Here is a 14,767-nt window from a genome sequence, read left to right as displayed (position 1 = left end):
GCGCCGATCGAAAGACGGCGCGGGATTTTTCATATCTGGCGACGGGTCATCTCTGACACGAAACCGAAGTGCCAGCTGACCTTTACACGACGACGAAATCCGCATTTGTCAGCGCGAGGTTTGCGGCCAGCGTGGCGAAATGGGTGGAGCCGCCCGCCGCACTGCCGTTACTATCATAGTAGAGCCATCCGGTGTCGGTCTCGTAGATGATGTGATCGCTGCCGTCGCCGGCAAGCCCAGTGGTGTTCTTGATGAACTGGTCGACAGTCAGCGTGCCGTTGCCGCCAAGCGCGGCAAAGATTGCATTGTCAACCTTGATGGTATCATCGGCAACCGAGAAGTCGGTGATGCGGTCGACATTGGTCGAGGCATTGAGCGCGGTGGTGAAGACGAAGGTGTCCTGGCCGGTGCTGCCGCTCAGCGTGTCGTTGCCGCCAAGCCCGTTGATGACGTTGTTGCCCAAATTTCCGGTGATGGTGTTGGCGATCGAATTGCCGGTGCCGTTGATGGATGCGGCGCCTGTCAATGTCAGGTTCTCCAGCTCCTGGCCGGAAAGATTGAAGCTAACAGAGGCCCGCACATTGTCGGCGCCCTGGCCAATGGTATCGATCACGTGGTCGCCGGCATTGTCGACATAGTAGGTGTCGTTGCCGAGACCGCCCTGCATGGTGTCGGCGCCGCCAAGGCCGTCGATGATGTTGTTGCCGCTGTTGCCGGTGATGGTGTTGGCGATCGAGTTGCCGGTGCCGTTGATATGCGCAGCACCTGTCAGTGTCAGGCTCTCCAACTCCTGACCGGTGAGATTGAAGGAGACGGAACTGAAGACGCGGTCGGTGCCCTGGCCGAGCACGTCCATGACATGATCGCCGATATTGTCGACATAGTAGGTGTCGTTGCCGAGACCGCCTTGCATGGTGTCGGCGCCGCCAAGGCCATCGATGATGTTGTTGCCGCTGTTGCCGGTAATGATGTTGGCGATCGAGTTGCCGATGCCGTTGATGGACGCCGCTCCTGTCAATGTCAGGTTCTCCAGTTCCTGGCCTGAGAGATTGAAGGAGACGGAACTGAAGACGCTGTCTGTGCCCTGGCCAGTCACGTCGATCACATGGTCGCCGGCATTGTCGACATAGTAGGTGTCGTTGCCGATGCCGCCTTGCATGGTGTCGGCACCTTCCTTGCCGTCCAGCGTATCGTCGCCGCCAAGGCCGGTCAGGGTGTTGACGCCTGAATTGCCGGTGAGGACGTTGGCAATCGAGTTGCCGGCGCAGTTGATGGACGCCGCGCCCGTCAGTGTCAGGTTCTCCAGCTCCTGACCGGAGAGACTGAAGGAGACGGAACTGAAGACGCTGTCGGTGCCCTGGCCAGTCACGTCTATGACATGGTCGCCGGCATTGTCGACATAGTAGGTGTCATCGCCGAGGCCGCCTTGCATGGTGTCGGCGCCGCCCTTGCCGTCCAGCGTGTCATTGCCGCCAAGGCCCATCAGCGTGTTGATACCCGAATTGCCTGACATGGTATTCGCAATCGAGTTGCCGGTGCCGTTGATATCAGCCGAGCCCGTCAGCGTCAGATTTTCCAGTTCCTGACCGGATAGATTGAAGGAGATGGAGCTGTTGACCGTATCGGTGCCCTGGCCAAGGGTCTCAATGACATGGTCACCGGCATTGTCGACATAGTAGGTGTCGTTGCCGATGCCGCCGCTCATCGTATCGGCGCCGGCGCCACCGTTGAGGATGTCGTTGCCCGCATCGCCGTTGATCGTATCATTGCCGCCAAGACCCGACAGCGTGTCGTTGCCGTCGCCGCCATTGATGTGGTCAGCGAAGACATTGCTGCCTTGCCAGATGTCATCCGCGGCGGTGCCGACAAAGACGTTCGGATCGAGGATCTGGGCTCGGATGCTGCCATAGAAATCCCAGGTGATCACGAAGCGGCCATCGGCCAGCGCCGTGATCGCCGGAGGGCCCCCATAGCCCGTTACTGTCGAGTTGACGATAAAGTCGTTGCCGGCCACACTGCCGTCGGCGTTGTACAGGCGGGCGCGGATGCAGCCGTGGTCGCCTGGGTCAAGGGAATCCCAGGTGGCAACGAATCGGCCATCGGCCAGCCCCGTGATCGCGGGACTGGCCTGATCGCTAAATGTCGCCGAATTGACGATGAAGTCGTTACCGGCCGCACTGCCGTCGGCGTTGTAGATTCTGGCGCGGATGCAGCCGGCGGATCCGTCGGTGCCGTCATAGGACTGCCAGCTGACCACGAAGCGGCCATCGGCCAGCCCCGTGATCGCGGAGTTAAACCGATCGTATGCCCCTGTCGTCGAATTGACGATGAAGTCGTTGCCGGCCGCGCTGCCGTCGGCGTTGTAGATTCGGGCGCAGATGCTGTAGTTCTCGCCGTCGGTGGTCGACTGCCAGGTGGCCACGAAGCGGCCATCGGCCAGAGTCGTGATCGCCGGGCTATCCTGATAGGCCCCTGTCGTCGAATTGACGATGAAGTCATTGCCGGCAGCTGAACCGTCGGCATTGTAGACGCGGCCGCGGATGCAAACGCTGGATCCGTTGACGGTGTTGTAGGACTGCCAGGTGGCCACGAAGCGACCATCGGCCAGCGCCGTGATCGCGGGGTTAACCTGATCGAATGCTGTCGCCGAATTGACGATGAAGTCGCTGCCGGCCGCTGAACCGTCGGCATTGTAAACCCGGCCGCGGATGCAGGTGCCATCGCCGTCGCCAAAGTCATCGGAACACCATGTGGCCACGAAGCGGCCATCAGCCAGCCCTGTGATCGCGGGGCTAGACTGATCGAATGCTGTCGTCGAGTTGACGACGAAGTCGTTGCCGGACGCTGAACCGTCAGCATTGTAGATGCGGGCGCGGATGCAGGTGCCGATGGTGTCGCCGTCATCATAGGAATGCCAGATGTCGACGAAGCGGCCATCGGCCAGCGTCGTGATCGCAGGGTAATACTGATAGGTCGGTGCTGTCGAATTGACGATGACTTCCTGTCCGATGCGTCCGATGGGCATGACTCGTTCTCTTTCGCAGCAGGCAGGGTTTAAGACAAAAGACTGCGTCAGGAGACCCGTCTTGGTCAAGGACTGGTGGTACCAATTTGCAGTCGTTCCCTACGCGTTACTGTAGTTATGGCAACTTTGTAACTTTGTCGGCGGGGCGTGGGGGATTTATTAGTAAAGCTGCATGTTTCCGTGAAACGATCAACAGCTCTACGGTGCGAAGATCGACCAGTTCATCATCCTGGCCAGCTTTTCCAGCGCGATCGATCCCAGCTTGGAGTTGCCGTTGGCGTTGAGGCCAGGCGACCAGACGGCAAGCGACGCGACGCCCGGCACGATGCCCAATATGCCGCCGCCGACGCCGCTCTTGCCGGGGATGCCGACGCGGAAGGCGAAGTCGCCGGAGCCGTCATAATGGCCGCAGGTCAGCATCATGGCGCCGATGCGGCGCGCACGTTCGGCCGACACCACGCTATGTCCGGTCGCCGGATTCTTGCCGCCATTGGCAAGGAAGCGGCCGGCGAGCGCCAATTGCCGGCAGCTCATGGCGATGGCGCAATGGTGGAAGTAGACGCCCAGCGCCAGCTCCGGCGCATGATGGAGATTACCAAAGGATTTCATGTAGTTGGCAAGGGCGAAGTTGCGATAGCCGGTGGCCCGCTCGGACGCCGCGACCTCGCGGTCGATGATGATGGTCTCGTCATCGGCGAGAAACTGGATGAAGCGCAGAATCTCGCCGATCGCCTCGCGCGGCTGGTGGCCGGCAAGCAGGATGTCGGAAATGACGATGGCGCCGGCATTAATGAACGGATTGCGCGGAATGCCGTTCTCATGCTCGAGCTGCACGATCGAGTTGAACGGATTGCCCGACGGCTCACGTCCGACCCGCTGCCACAACGCGTCGCCGACATTGCCGAGCGCCAGCGTCAGGGTGAACACTTTCGAGATGCTCTGGATCGAAAACGCCTGATCGGCGTCACCCGCCATCAGCACGCGGCCATCATTGGTGACGGCGGCGATGCCGAACTTCTTTGGGTCGACCTTGCCCAACTGCGGAATGTAGGTGGCGACGTCACCACGATCGGTGCGTGTGGCCATTTCGGCTGCGACTTCGGCCAGCGCCTGTTCGAGTTCCGGCATGGGTGCTACCTCAACCAGCGTTCAATGCGCGCCATCGCCTCGACCATGTCGTCGTGGCTGCCGGCATAGGAAAAACGCATGGTGCGGTGCCCCGCCTGGGTATCGAAGTCGCGGCCGGGCGTCGCCGCGACATGCGCCTGCGCCAGCATCTTTCGCGCGAAGGCCATGCTGTCATTGCTATGCCTGGTGACATCGCAAAAGGCATAGAAGGCGCCATCCATGGGTGCCGCCAGCGGAAAGCCGAGTTCAGGCAGGCGTTTCATCAACAGCTCGCGATTCCAGGCGTAGCGGCCTTTCACCGCTTCCAGCTCCTCAGTCGCCTTGAACGCCTCGATCGCGGCGATCTGCGACAGTTCCGGCGGCGAGATGTAGAGGCTTTGGGCGACGCGCTCGACCGGCCTCACCAGCTCTTGCGGCAACACCATCCAGCCGATGCGCCAGCCGGTCATGCAGTAGTATTTCGAGAACGAGTTGATCACCGTCACGTCGCCGCCATAGGCAAGCGCCGTGGTGTCGGGAGCGGCATAGGCCAGCCGGTGGTAGATCTCGTCGGAGATCACGGCGATGCCGAGCTCCTGTGCCGTTCTCACCAGGGCCGCCAGCTCGTCGGCCGGTATGACCGCGCCGGTCGGATTGGCCGGACTTGCGAACAGGACGCCTTTCAGCGGCTTTTCGCGATGCGCGGTTTCCAGATGACCGGCATGCAGGTAGGCGTCGCCGCCGAGCTCTATCTCGACCACGTCGATGCCGAGCGCGGCCATGATGTTGCGATAAGCGGGATAACCGGGTGCCGCGATAGCGACACGGTCGCCTCGGTCGAACATCGCCAGGAAGGCGAGATTGAAGGCGGCCGACGATCCGGTGGTCACCGCAATCCGGCCGGGTGGAATGTCGAGGCCATAGTGATCGGCGTAGTGTTCGGCGATCGCCTTGCGCAAGGCCGCGAGGCCGAGCGCGTCGGTGTAGCCGATGCGCCCGTCCTGCAAGGCCTTGGCCGCTGCCGCGCGAACCCCGATCGGCGCCGGGTCGGAGGGCTGGCCGACGGCCATGGAAACAACCGGCACGCCCTCGGCCTTCAGCCGGTTTGCCTCTGCCAGAATGTCCATGGCGTGGAAAGGCTCGACATTGCCACGACGTGAGAGCGAAACGACCATTTAACCAGTATTCCCGATGGTTGAGCGCGCCATGCTGTGGCGCATGCGCCGCACAAATGCCCGATTGATGTGAGGATCACAAGTTGAGGAAGTTTCCGGCGCCGACTTTTCATCTTTCACCCGCTCGTCTACCAGTGGACACATCATGTTGAACCGATCCAGATCGACGATTGCCCAGGCAGCGCGCGTCTTCGCGACGCTTTCGCTTGGCGTCGCCGTCGCGGTGACGAGTTCGGTCAGCGCCTTCGCCCAGAACGTGCCAGTGATACGCGACGCCGAGATCGAGGCGCTGGTGCGCGATTACGCGCGGCCGATCTTCAAAGCGGCGGGGCTGGCGAACGATGGCATCGACATCGTGCTGGTCAACGACCAGAGTTTCAACGCCTTCGTCACCGGGCGCCGGCTGTTCATCAACACCGGCGCGCTGACGACGGCCGAAACGCCCAACGAGATCATCGGCGTCATTGCCCACGAAGCCGGTCATATCGCCGGCGGTCACCAGCAGAAACTGCGCGACCAGCTCGAACGCGCCAAAACGATGGCCGTTATCGCGACATTGTTGGGCGCCGGCGCTATCGTCGCCGGCGCCACCACCAACAGCCGCGGCCTCGCCAGCGCCGGCATGGGCGTGGCGACTGGCGGCGGCGAGATGGCGCAGCGCAGCATCCTCGCCTATCAGCGCACCGAGGAGATGACCGCCGACCGCTCGGCGATCACCTACCTCAACGCCACCGGCCAGTCCGGCATGGGCATGCTGAAGACGTTCCACCGTTTCCAGACGGCACTGTCGCTATCGGGCGCGCAGGTCGATCCCTACCGGATCAGCCATCCGATGCCGCAGGAGCGCATCGCCAATCTCGAAGTGCTGGTGAAACAGAGCCCCAATGTCGACAAGGTCGACCCGCCGGCGCTGCAGCAGCGGCATGACATGATGCGCATGAAGATCGCCGTCTACATGGACGGCCAGGCGGCGGCATCGCGGCTGATGCGCAAGATGCCTGGCAGTCTCGCCGCTCAATATGGCGATGCCCAGTCGACCTATCTGTTCGGCAACATCGCCACCGCGCTCGCCAAGACCAATGCACTGATCAAGGCGCAGCCGAAGAACGCTTATTTCCAGGAACTGCGCGGCGACATCCTGATGAAGGCGAACAAGCCCAAGGAGGCCGCGGATGCCTATGCCAAGGCGGTCAGCCTCGACCCGGCCCGATCCGGCTTGCTGCCTGTCTCCCTTGGCCAGGCGCTGATGGCCGTCGGTACGCCGGAATCGCTGAAGAAAGCCGTCGTGCAGATCAACAATGGCCTCGGGCGCGACAAGGAAAATTCCGCCGGGTATCGCTATCTGGCGCAGGCCTATGGCGAGTTGGGTGACATACCGGGCGCCGAACTTGCCACCGCCGAAGGTCATTTCTATTCCGGCAACTACAAGGATGCTAAGATTTTCGCCATGCGGGCGCAGCAACAGATGAAGCGCGGCGAGCCACGTTGGCTTCGCGCTCAGGACATCATAAACTACGCGCCATCAACCAAGATCAAGTGAACCTTCCGGCCGCGCGCTGCGACACAGCCAGACGAACCGGCCGGAAAACAGGTAAAAAGGAACAGGAACGATGAAAAAGGCACTGCTGCTGGGCACAACGGGGGTTGCGGTCGCCCTGGCCATGCTGGCTTTCGGATTCGTGGCCGGAAACCCACAGATTGCCAAAGCCGGCACGGCACAGCCGGTCCAGACCGCGGCCGACACCAAGATCGACCGCACCGAGGTCGAAGGCATTATCCGTGACTATCTGCTGAAGAACCCGGAAGTCCTTCTGGAGGTTCAGGACGCGCTCGAAGCCAAGCAGAAGGAAGAGCAGCGCATCGCCCATCTCGGCGTCATCAAGAACGCCAAGGACCAGATCTTCAACTCCGCCTTCGACGGCGTCGTCGGCAACCCGAACGGCAAGGTCACCATCGTCGAGTTCTACGACTACAATTGCGGCTTCTGCAAACGCGCCATCGACGACATGCGAGCGCTGACCAAGTCCGATCCGGATCTGCGTTTCGTGCTCAAGGAATTCCCGATCCTCGGACCGGATTCGCAGAAGGCGAGCGTCGTCTCGATGGCCTTCCACCTGATGAAGCCGGAAAAGTACGGCGAGTTCCACAATGCGCTGCTCGGCGGCCAGGGACGCGCCACCGAGGCGGCGGCGATCAAGATCGCGCTTTCGCTTGGCGCCGACGAAGCGACGCTGCGCGAGAAGATGAAGGATCCGTCGATCACCGAGGCCTTCTCCAAGACCTACGACCTTGCCAACAAGCTGGCCATCACCGGAACGCCGTCCTATGTGGTCGGCAACGAGGTCGTGTTCGGGGCGCTTGGGCAGGAAGTGCTGGCTGAAAAGATCGAGGCGGCGAAAGCCGCGCTCTGATTTTGCTCACGAGCCTATTTGTCACGGGCACATTTCCACCTGTTGTGGACAGTGAAAGAACGCACTTGCGCTCTTTTCGCAGGCGTCTATGCCCATTATAGAGGGCCCAGCGCGCCGGCTTGATGTTGGCGCCGGGAAAGGTCGGCTTTTTTGAAAACGGTTTTCGTCCTGAACGGTCCCAATCTCAACGCGCTCGGCAAGCGCGAGCCGGGCATCTATGGCGGCAAGACACTTGCCGCCATCGCCGACGATTGCAAACAGGCCGGCAAGGCACTTGGGCTCGAAATCGATTTCCGCCAGTCGAATCACGAGGGCGACCTTGTCGACTGGATTCAGGAAGCCGGCGACAAGGCCGCCGGCATCGTCATCAATCCAGGCGCCTACAGCCACACCTCGATCGCGATCCACGACGCCATCCGCGCCATCGCGCCGCTGCCCGTCGCCGAAGTCCATCTTTCCAATATCCATGCGCGGGAACCATTCCGCCACGTGTCCATGGTCACGCCGGTTGCCGTCGGCATGATCTGTGGCTTTGGGCCGCTCGGCTACACGCTGGCGCTGCAGGCGCTGGCCGCACGCCTATGACCGGCCAACAAACAGAAGGCTCGAAAATGTCGATAAAGAAGACCGGTGTTGACCAGCAGCTGATCCGCGATCTGGCGGGCATACTGAACGACACCAACCTCACCGAGATCGAGGTTGAACTGGGAGACCTGAAGGTGCGCGTCTCGCGGCAGGCGCCTGCCGTGCACGCGATCGCGGCACCCCAGCCGGCCTATGCACCGTCAGCCACCCAGCCCGCTGCAATGGCAGCGCCGGCGGTGGTCGATGTGTCGAAGAACGCGATAACCTCGCCCATGGTCGGCACCGCCTATCTGGCGCCGTCGCCCGACGCCAAGGCGTTCATCGAGATCGGCCAGAAGGTCAAGGAAGGCCAGACGTTGCTGATCATCGAGGCAATGAAGACGATGAACCAGATTCCTTCGCCCCGCGCCGGCACGGTGACGGCGATCCTGTTCGAGGATGCGACGCCGGTCGAATACGGCATGCCCCTCGTCGTGATCGAGTAGAGCGGGCCGGATGTTCCAGAAGATCCTCATCGCCAATCGCGGCGAAATCGCGCTTCGGGTGCTGCGCGCCTGCAAGGAACTCGGCATCCAGACGGTGGTGGTGCATTCGACCGCCGACGCCGACGCCATGCATGTGCGGCTCGCCGACGAGAGCGTCTGCATCGGGCCGCCGCCATCGCGCGACAGCTATCTCAACATCCATCAGATCGTCGCCGCCTGCGAAATCACCGGCGCCGACGCCGTGCATCCGGGCTACGGCTTCCTGTCGGAGAATGCCAAGTTCGCCGACATCCTGGCCGCGCACAACATCACCTTCATCGGTCCTTCCGGCGACCATATCCGCATCATGGGCGACAAGATCGAGGCCAAGCGCACCGCAAAGCGCCTCGGCATTCCGGTGGTGCCCGGTTCGGACGGCGCGGTCACCGACGAAAAAGAGGCCAGGCGCATTGCCGGCGAGATCGGCTATCCCGTGATCATAAAGGCGTCGGCCGGCGGCGGCGGACGCGGCATGAAAGTGGCGTATACCGAGACCGACCTCGAGGTCGCCCTGCAGACGGCGCGCTCGGAAGCCGGTGCTGCCTTTGGCGACGATGCCGTCTACATCGAGAAATACCTGGAAAAACCGCGTCACATTGAGGTCCAGGTGTTCGGCGACGGATTTGGCCGTGGCGTGCATTTCGGCGAGCGCGACTGTTCGCTGCAGCGCCGCCACCAGAAGGTCTGGGAGGAGGCGCCCTCGCCGGCCCTCAATGCCGAGGAGCGCGCCCGCATCGGCGGCGTCTGCGCCAAGGCCATCGCCGACCTCGGCTATTCCGGCGCCGGCACGATCGAGTTCCTCTACGAGAATGGCGAGTTCTATTTCATCGAGATGAACACGCGCCTGCAGGTCGAGCATCCGGTGACCGAAGCGATCACCGGCATCGATCTCGTCCACGAGCAGATCCGCGTGGCGTCGGGCGGTGGGCTTTCGGTCAAGCAGGAAGACATCAAGTTCAACGGCCACGCCATCGAATGCCGCATCAATGCCGAGGATCCGCGTACCTTCACCCCCTCGCCCGGCACGATCAGCCACTTCCATACGCCGGGCGGCCTGGGCATCCGCGTCGATTCCGGCGTCTATTCCGGCTACAAGATCCCGCCCTATTACGACAGCCTGATCGGCAAGCTGATCGTGCACGGGCGCAACCGCGTCGAGTGCATGATGCGGCTGCGGCGCGCGCTGGATGAATTCGTCGTCGACGGCATCAAGACGACGTTGCCGCTGTTTCGCGATCTCGTCGGCAATGCCGACATCGCCAATGGCGACTATGACATCCACTGGCTGGAAAAATACCTGGCCAAGGAAGAGTAGTTCGGGGATGCGATGACCCGTCCCTACGCGCCCGGCTATCGCATTCCCACCGACCTGTTGCTCAAGGCCTATGCGTCGGGCGTCTTCCCGATGGCCGAAAGCGCCAGCGACCCGGAAGTGTTCTGGGTGCGGCCGGAAACGCGCGGCATCATCCCGCTCGATGGTTTTCACACGCCGAAAAGCCTGAAGAAGACGATCAGGAAGCATCCTTTCGACATCCGTTTCGATTTCGATTTCGAAGCCACGATCGACGGCTGTGCGGAAAAGCGCGAGGAGCGCCGGTCGACCTGGATCAATGCGCCGATCCGCGAAGCCTATGTGCAGCTGCATCGGATAGGACATTGTCATTCGGTCGAGGCATGGCGCGAGGAGCGGCTGGTCGGCGGCCTCTACGGCGTATCGCTCGGCCGGGTGTTTTTTGGCGAGAGCATGTTCGCCAGGGAGACGGACGCTTCCAAGACCTGCCTTTATTATCTCGTCGAGCGGTTGAAAGCGCGAGGCTTCGCGTTACTTGACACGCAATTCACCACCGAGCACCTCAAGCGCTTCGGCGCAGTCGACGTGCCGCGCAGTAAATACGAGAAAATGCTGGTCGACGCGCTGAAGGGCGAGGCCGTATTCTATCCCTGACGATTGAGCCCTTACATCGCGGCCGCAGCTTCGATCGGGGTCTGCGAATGGAACATCATCTTCCAGCCGTTGGCGCGATGGACGTAGCCGGTGCTGACCAGTGCGGCATAGGGCTCGCCGTTGTCCCGCGTCGCATGGGCCTCGTAGGTCAGCATGACGATGTCGCTGCCCGGCTCGATTATGCCCTTGAGCTCGATGTCAAGATCGCGCCAACGGTTGGGCTTGGTTGCAGTCTTGGCGAGATCGGCATTGTCCATCGCCTGTGCCATCCGCGGAAATGCCACCAGACATTCCGTGTCGGCATTGGCCGCGTAGTAGGCCGCGTCACCGGTCCAGAACCCCTTTTCGAGTTCAAGCAATTCTGCCTTGTCGGCCATGATCCGCTTGCTGTCTGACATCGGAAAATCCTCCCTGCGCATAAAGGCGCGGTCATGCGTGCTCAACGCATGGTGGCCAGGACGGTTCCAGAGGATCAGTTGGCGTCGGTGGTATCCGGTTCCGGGGCATCCGGCTGTGCCACATCCGGAGTGGCAGCAGGCTTCGGCTTGGCTGCTGCAGGCTTCGAAGCGTCGGCTTTAGTCGCGTCAGCCTTGGCGGCGTCGGGCGCTGGCACATCCGACTTCTGTTTGCATTCCTTCAGCCAGACGTCATAGACGGCGTGTTCAACGGCGTTGAGGCCGGGACTTTCGGCAAACATCCAGCCGGTGAAGATACGGCGGATCTTTCGGTCGAGCGTGATCTCATCGACCTCGACGAAGGAATCGGTCTTCGGCTCTTCGGTCTGCGGCCGCGAATAGCAGACGCGTGGCGTCACTTGCAAAGCACCGAACTGCACCGTCTCGTCGATATAGACATCGAAAGTGATGATGCGGCCGGTGATCTTGTCGATACCGGCAAACTCGGCGACGGGATTGGTGACCCGGTCCGATCCCGCGGGCGCCGCCGGCGCGGGTGCAGCCGGTGCGGCCGGTTCAGGCGAAGCGGCAAACAGCGCGGTGCTGATAGCAAGACCGGCGGCTAGCGTCAGACCGCCCGTCGATATTCGGTTGAAAAAGCTCATCTAGGGATACCGGTGGTTCGCGCCCGGGTGATTCTCGTGATCGCCAAGGCTAGTCGCCGTTTTCTGATCAGCAAGCAGCTAAACACCAATTGTGGCGATAAAGGACCGGCCTGCACCTTGTGCTGTTACAAGTCGGGGCGCCGTTACAAGTCGGGCCGTTACGACCCGGGCGTCCAGGCGTCGTAGTCGCCCGTGACCTGCGGACGATGCTGATTGGTCAGCACCGAGCCCTTCGGGCGATAGGCCGCCGGGCTGCCGGTCAGATTGGGCTGATGCGGCTTCTGCCAGTCGCGCGGCTTGTAGTCCTCGCTGGGCGGCGCGACATCGACCCGGTGATGCATCCAGCCATGCCAGCCGGGCGGTATGGCCGAAGCTTCCGAATAGTTGCGGTAGATGACCCAGCGGCGCGTGCGGCCTTCCGAATCGATGCCGCCTTCGTAATAGACATTGCCGGTCTCGTCCTGGCCGACCTTCTTGCCATGCCGCCAGGTGTGCAGGCGCGTTCCCAGCGTCTGGCTGTTCCACCAGGTGAAAAACTGCGTCAGGAAAGTCTTCATCTCAGAACCCTCGCGCTGGCGGCGCCCGTTTCCTGCTTATGGCGTCAGGCCTTCGGGAAGGCAAGGCTTTTGCCGCAGGGACCGTTGAAATGGCTTGCCGGAGACCCGACACAAGCCCGTGATCTTGTCGATCGCAGGGATGGCGCTTGCCAAGCCTTTGCGGTCTTTCTAAAGCTCTGCGCGCCCATGCGGGTATCCAGCCCGGCCGTAGGCCGAAGGAGGTGACGATTGGCCACGGAATTGCCGACCACCGACATTCGCATCAGCACTGAGGCGATTCGCCGCCGCAAGGGCGGCACGCCGATTGTCTGCCTCACCGCCTATACCTATCCCATCGCCCGATTGCTCGACGACCACGTTGACCTGCTCCTGGTCGGCGACAGCGTCGCCATGGTGCTGCACGGCCACAAGACGACGCTGGGCGCCTCGCTGGAGATGATGATCGCGCATGGGCAAGCGGTGATGCGCGGCTCGGCCAGGGCCTGCGTCGTCGTCGACATGCCGGCCGGCACCTATGAGGATTCGGCCGCGCAGGCCGTTGCCTCGGCGCGGCGGATGATCGACGAAACCGGCTGCCAGGCGGTGAAACTCGAAGGCGGCGTCGACATGGCCCGGCAGATCGCAGCCATCGTCGCCGCCGGCATTCCGGTCATGGGACATATCGGCCTGCTGCCGCAATCGGTGGAGAAGGACGGCGGCTACAAGATCAAGGGCCGCACCGAGAAGGCTGTTGCGACGCTGGTTCGCGATGCGCTCGCGGTCGAAGGCGCCGGCGCGTTCTCGGTGGTCATCGAAGGCACGATCGAGACCGTCGCCGCCGACATCACCCGCCGCATCGCCATTCCAACCATCGGCATCGGCGCCAGCGGCGACTGCGACGGCCAGATCCTGGTCATCGACGACATGGTCGGTCTGACCGTCGACCGGGTGCCGAAATTCGTCAAGGAATATGCCGATCTGCGCAGCGTGGTCTCGCATGCCGCCGAGCGCTACGCCGCGGAGGTGCGAAGCCGGACATTCCCTGGCCCCGGCCATGTCTTTTCCGCGACAAAGCGCGGTGATGACGCATGAGCCGGCCCGTCGTCGTCGACAGCGTTGCCGCGCTTCGCTTGCAGATCCGCGACTGGCGGCGCGATGGCCTTCGCGTCGCCATGGTGCCGACCATGGGCGCGCTGCATGACGGGCACATCTCGCTGGTCAGGATCGCCCTCGAACGAGCCGAGCGCTGCGTCGTTTCGATCTTCGTCAACCCGACGCAGTTCGCGCCGACGGAAGACCTCGACAAGTACCCGCGCCAACTCGCCAGTGACCTCGACCGGCTGGGGGTAGCCAAGGCGAACCTTGCCTTCACACCGACGGTTGGTGAGATGTATCCCACCGGTTTTGCTACAAAAATCTCGGTCGGCGGCCCGTCCGCCGGGCTCGAATCGAACTTTCGGCCGACCTTTTTCGACGGCGTCGCCACCGTCGTGGCAAAGCTCTTCCTGCAGGCAACGCCCGATTGCGCGGTCTTTGGCGAGAAGGACTACCAGCAGCTTTGCGTCGTCAGGCAGCTCTGCCGCGACCTCGACCTGCCCGTCGAGATCATCGGCGCCCCGACGATACGCGACGCGCACGGTCTCGCCATGTCGTCACGCAACGCCTATCTCGGCGAAGCCGAGCTCGAGATCGCCCGCCAGTTCAACGTGATCCTGAGAAGGACGGCCGCGGACCTGGCGGCTGGCGCCGACCAGGCCGGCGCGGCCGCCGGGGCCAGCCGCGCCCTGATCGCGGCCGGCTTCCGTGAGGTCGACTATGTCGAGGCCCGCGAAAGCCTGACGCTCGGGCCATGGCGTCGCGACCGTGAAGGGCGCCTGCTCGCCGCGGCGTGGCTCGGCAAGACCAGGCTGATCGACAATGTGGACGTTCCCTCCGCCTAGGTGGCAATGCGGCGGTTTGCTGCCGCGCCTACCTCTCGCTCTTTCGTCCGCTGGTCCCGACGAGCAGTTGTCCCGCGACGATCCCTGCCACCCCGGCAAAGGCCTTCACAAGGGCATCGATGAGACGTGCGTGACGGCTGGGATCTATGATCTGAAGCAATTCCAGCATGCCGGCGGTCACAACCACAAAGATCACGGCTTGATACAGACGGTTGGGGAAGCCGAGTGCCACGGCGAAGCCCAGCAACACATAAGCCAAGGCGCGCTCAACATTCGCATCGGCTATGTGTGGCCGCACCTGGATCGGCGACAAGGTTGCAAAAACGATGATGGCGAGCAGCGTCAGGGCTGCAATGCGCGACAGTTTGGTCATGTCCCTGAATATCCGTCGTGAGCCGGCGCAGCAAATGCGACAATGACGCATGCCGAATGCACCCGATAGGGGCTTCGCGGCCGATC

At 62.5% G+C, this 14,767-nt stretch carries 15 protein-coding genes; 8 read left to right on the top strand and 7 right to left on the bottom strand.

Features of this window, described 5'->3' with window-relative positions; translation table 11 throughout:
• Positions 1–82: 82 nt before the first annotated feature.
• The 3 genes from ACFSQT_RS07720 to ACFSQT_RS07710 all read right to left on the bottom strand — a co-directional run bounded on the left by ACFSQT_RS07720 (position 83) and on the right by ACFSQT_RS07710 (position 5,307).
• Positions 83–3,025 (bottom strand): beta strand repeat-containing protein, encoded by a 2,943-nt coding sequence (locus tag ACFSQT_RS07720; protein WP_379017936.1) that lies wholly within the window; start codon positions 3,023–3,025, stop codon positions 83–85.
• A 198-nt stretch (positions 3,026–3,223) separates the two neighbouring features.
• A complete protein-coding gene (locus tag ACFSQT_RS07715; protein ID WP_379017935.1) occupies positions 3,224–4,153 on the bottom strand; it encodes a glutaminase in 930 nt (309 codons plus the stop codon).
• A gap of 5 nt (positions 4,154–4,158) precedes the next feature.
• Positions 4,159–5,307 (bottom strand): pyridoxal phosphate-dependent aminotransferase, encoded by a 1,149-nt coding sequence (locus ACFSQT_RS07710; protein ID WP_379017934.1) that lies wholly within the window; start codon positions 5,305–5,307, stop codon positions 4,159–4,161.
• Between the two features lie 145 nt (positions 5,308–5,452).
• On the opposite strand from ACFSQT_RS07710, the gene ACFSQT_RS07705 reads away from it, so the two are divergent.
• The 6 genes from ACFSQT_RS07705 (at position 5,453) to aat (ending at position 10,772) form a co-directional block, all read left to right on the top strand.
• Positions 5,453–6,847, top strand: coding sequence for a M48 family metalloprotease (locus ACFSQT_RS07705; RefSeq protein ID WP_379017933.1), 1,395 nt, complete (start codon positions 5,453–5,455; stop codon positions 6,845–6,847).
• Between the two features lie 70 nt (positions 6,848–6,917).
• Positions 6,918–7,718 carry a DsbA family protein gene (locus ACFSQT_RS07700; RefSeq protein ID WP_379017932.1) on the top strand — a complete coding sequence of 267 codons (801 nt, stop codon included), beginning with the start codon at positions 6,918–6,920 and terminating at the stop codon, positions 7,716–7,718.
• Between the two features lie 150 nt (positions 7,719–7,868).
• Positions 7,869–8,303: a type II 3-dehydroquinate dehydratase gene (gene aroQ / locus ACFSQT_RS07695; protein ID WP_379017931.1), complete on the top strand. Its 435-nt coding sequence runs from the start codon at positions 7,869–7,871 to the stop codon at positions 8,301–8,303.
• Between the two features lie 26 nt (positions 8,304–8,329).
• Positions 8,330–8,788 carry an acetyl-CoA carboxylase biotin carboxyl carrier protein gene (gene accB, locus ACFSQT_RS07690; protein ID WP_379017930.1) on the top strand — a complete coding sequence of 153 codons (459 nt, stop codon included), beginning with the start codon at positions 8,330–8,332 and terminating at the stop codon, positions 8,786–8,788.
• Between the two features lie 10 nt (positions 8,789–8,798).
• A complete protein-coding gene (accC, locus tag ACFSQT_RS07685) occupies positions 8,799–10,142 on the top strand; it encodes an acetyl-CoA carboxylase biotin carboxylase subunit (protein ID WP_379017929.1) in 1,344 nt (447 codons plus the stop codon).
• 12 nt (positions 10,143–10,154) lie between these two features.
• Positions 10,155–10,772, top strand: coding sequence for a leucyl/phenylalanyl-tRNA--protein transferase (gene aat, locus ACFSQT_RS07680; RefSeq protein ID WP_379017928.1), 618 nt, complete (start codon positions 10,155–10,157; stop codon positions 10,770–10,772).
• Between the two features lie 11 nt (positions 10,773–10,783).
• On the opposite strand, the gene ACFSQT_RS07675 is transcribed toward aat, so the two are convergent.
• The 3 genes from ACFSQT_RS07675 to ACFSQT_RS07665 form a co-directional block, all read right to left on the bottom strand.
• Positions 10,784–11,170, bottom strand: coding sequence for a hypothetical protein (locus tag ACFSQT_RS07675; protein ID WP_379017927.1), 387 nt, complete (start codon positions 11,168–11,170; stop codon positions 10,784–10,786).
• Between the two features lie 74 nt (positions 11,171–11,244).
• Positions 11,245–11,832 carry a DUF2155 domain-containing protein gene (locus tag ACFSQT_RS07670; protein ID WP_379017926.1) on the bottom strand — a complete coding sequence of 196 codons (588 nt, stop codon included), beginning with the start codon at positions 11,830–11,832 and terminating at the stop codon, positions 11,245–11,247.
• A 158-nt stretch (positions 11,833–11,990) separates the two neighbouring features.
• Positions 11,991–12,389, bottom strand: coding sequence for an NADH:ubiquinone oxidoreductase subunit NDUFA12 (locus tag ACFSQT_RS07665; protein WP_258593204.1), 399 nt, complete (start codon positions 12,387–12,389; stop codon positions 11,991–11,993).
• Positions 12,390–12,617: 228 nt separating this feature from the next.
• Between ACFSQT_RS07665 and panB the strand changes: the two genes are divergently transcribed.
• Positions 12,618–13,460, top strand: coding sequence for a 3-methyl-2-oxobutanoate hydroxymethyltransferase (panB, locus tag ACFSQT_RS07660; protein ID WP_379017925.1), 843 nt, complete (start codon positions 12,618–12,620; stop codon positions 13,458–13,460).
• A complete protein-coding gene (panC, locus tag ACFSQT_RS07655) occupies positions 13,457–14,308 on the top strand; it encodes a pantoate--beta-alanine ligase (protein ID WP_379017924.1) in 852 nt (283 codons plus the stop codon). The genes panB and panC overlap by 4 nt, the downstream gene beginning before the upstream one ends.
• 28 nt (positions 14,309–14,336) lie before the next feature.
• Here panC and ACFSQT_RS07650 read toward each other — a convergent pair whose 3' ends face one another.
• Positions 14,337–14,681, bottom strand: coding sequence for a VanZ family protein (locus tag ACFSQT_RS07650; RefSeq protein ID WP_379017923.1), 345 nt, complete (start codon positions 14,679–14,681; stop codon positions 14,337–14,339).
• Between the last annotated feature and the right edge of the window lie 86 nt (positions 14,682–14,767).

It is taken from the genome of Mesorhizobium calcicola, assembly GCF_042682105.1.
GTDB lineage: Bacteria > Pseudomonadota > Alphaproteobacteria > Rhizobiales > Rhizobiaceae > Mesorhizobium > Mesorhizobium calcicola.
The sequence above is the reverse complement of the archived record's forward strand: the minus strand, read 5'-3'. Positions and strand labels throughout refer to the sequence as shown.

Excerpts from the sequence above, each read along its gene's own strand:
- ACFSQT_RS07705 (WP_379017933.1), top strand. The coding sequence starts at position 5,453 with ATGTTGAACCGATCCAGATCGACGATTGCCCAGGCAGCGCGCGTCTTC.
- aat (WP_379017928.1), top strand. The coding sequence starts at position 10,155 with ATGACCCGTCCCTACGCGCCCGGCTATCGCATTCCCACCGACCTGTTG.
- ACFSQT_RS07700 (WP_379017932.1), top strand. The coding sequence starts at position 6,918 with ATGAAAAAGGCACTGCTGCTGGGCACAACGGGGGTTGCGGTCGCCCTG.
- ACFSQT_RS07650 (WP_379017923.1), bottom strand. The coding sequence starts at position 14,681 with ATGACCAAACTGTCGCGCATTGCAGCCCTGACGCTGCTCGCCATCATC.
- ACFSQT_RS07675 (WP_379017927.1), bottom strand. The coding sequence starts at position 11,170 with ATGTCAGACAGCAAGCGGATCATGGCCGACAAGGCAGAATTGCTTGAA.
- ACFSQT_RS07715 (WP_379017935.1), bottom strand. The coding sequence starts at position 4,153 with ATGCCGGAACTCGAACAGGCGCTGGCCGAAGTCGCAGCCGAAATGGCC.
- accC (WP_379017929.1), top strand. The coding sequence starts at position 8,799 with ATGTTCCAGAAGATCCTCATCGCCAATCGCGGCGAAATCGCGCTTCGG.
- ACFSQT_RS07720 (WP_379017936.1), bottom strand. The coding sequence starts at position 3,025 with ATGCCCATCGGACGCATCGGACAGGAAGTCATCGTCAATTCGACAGCA.
- ACFSQT_RS07670 (WP_379017926.1), bottom strand. The coding sequence starts at position 11,832 with ATGAGCTTTTTCAACCGAATATCGACGGGCGGTCTGACGCTAGCCGCC.
- panC (WP_379017924.1), top strand. The coding sequence starts at position 13,457 with ATGAGCCGGCCCGTCGTCGTCGACAGCGTTGCCGCGCTTCGCTTGCAG.
- ACFSQT_RS07665 (WP_258593204.1), bottom strand. The coding sequence starts at position 12,389 with ATGAAGACTTTCCTGACGCAGTTTTTCACCTGGTGGAACAGCCAGACG.
- ACFSQT_RS07710 (WP_379017934.1), bottom strand. The coding sequence starts at position 5,307 with ATGGTCGTTTCGCTCTCACGTCGTGGCAATGTCGAGCCTTTCCACGCC.
- accB (WP_379017930.1), top strand. The coding sequence starts at position 8,330 with ATGTCGATAAAGAAGACCGGTGTTGACCAGCAGCTGATCCGCGATCTG.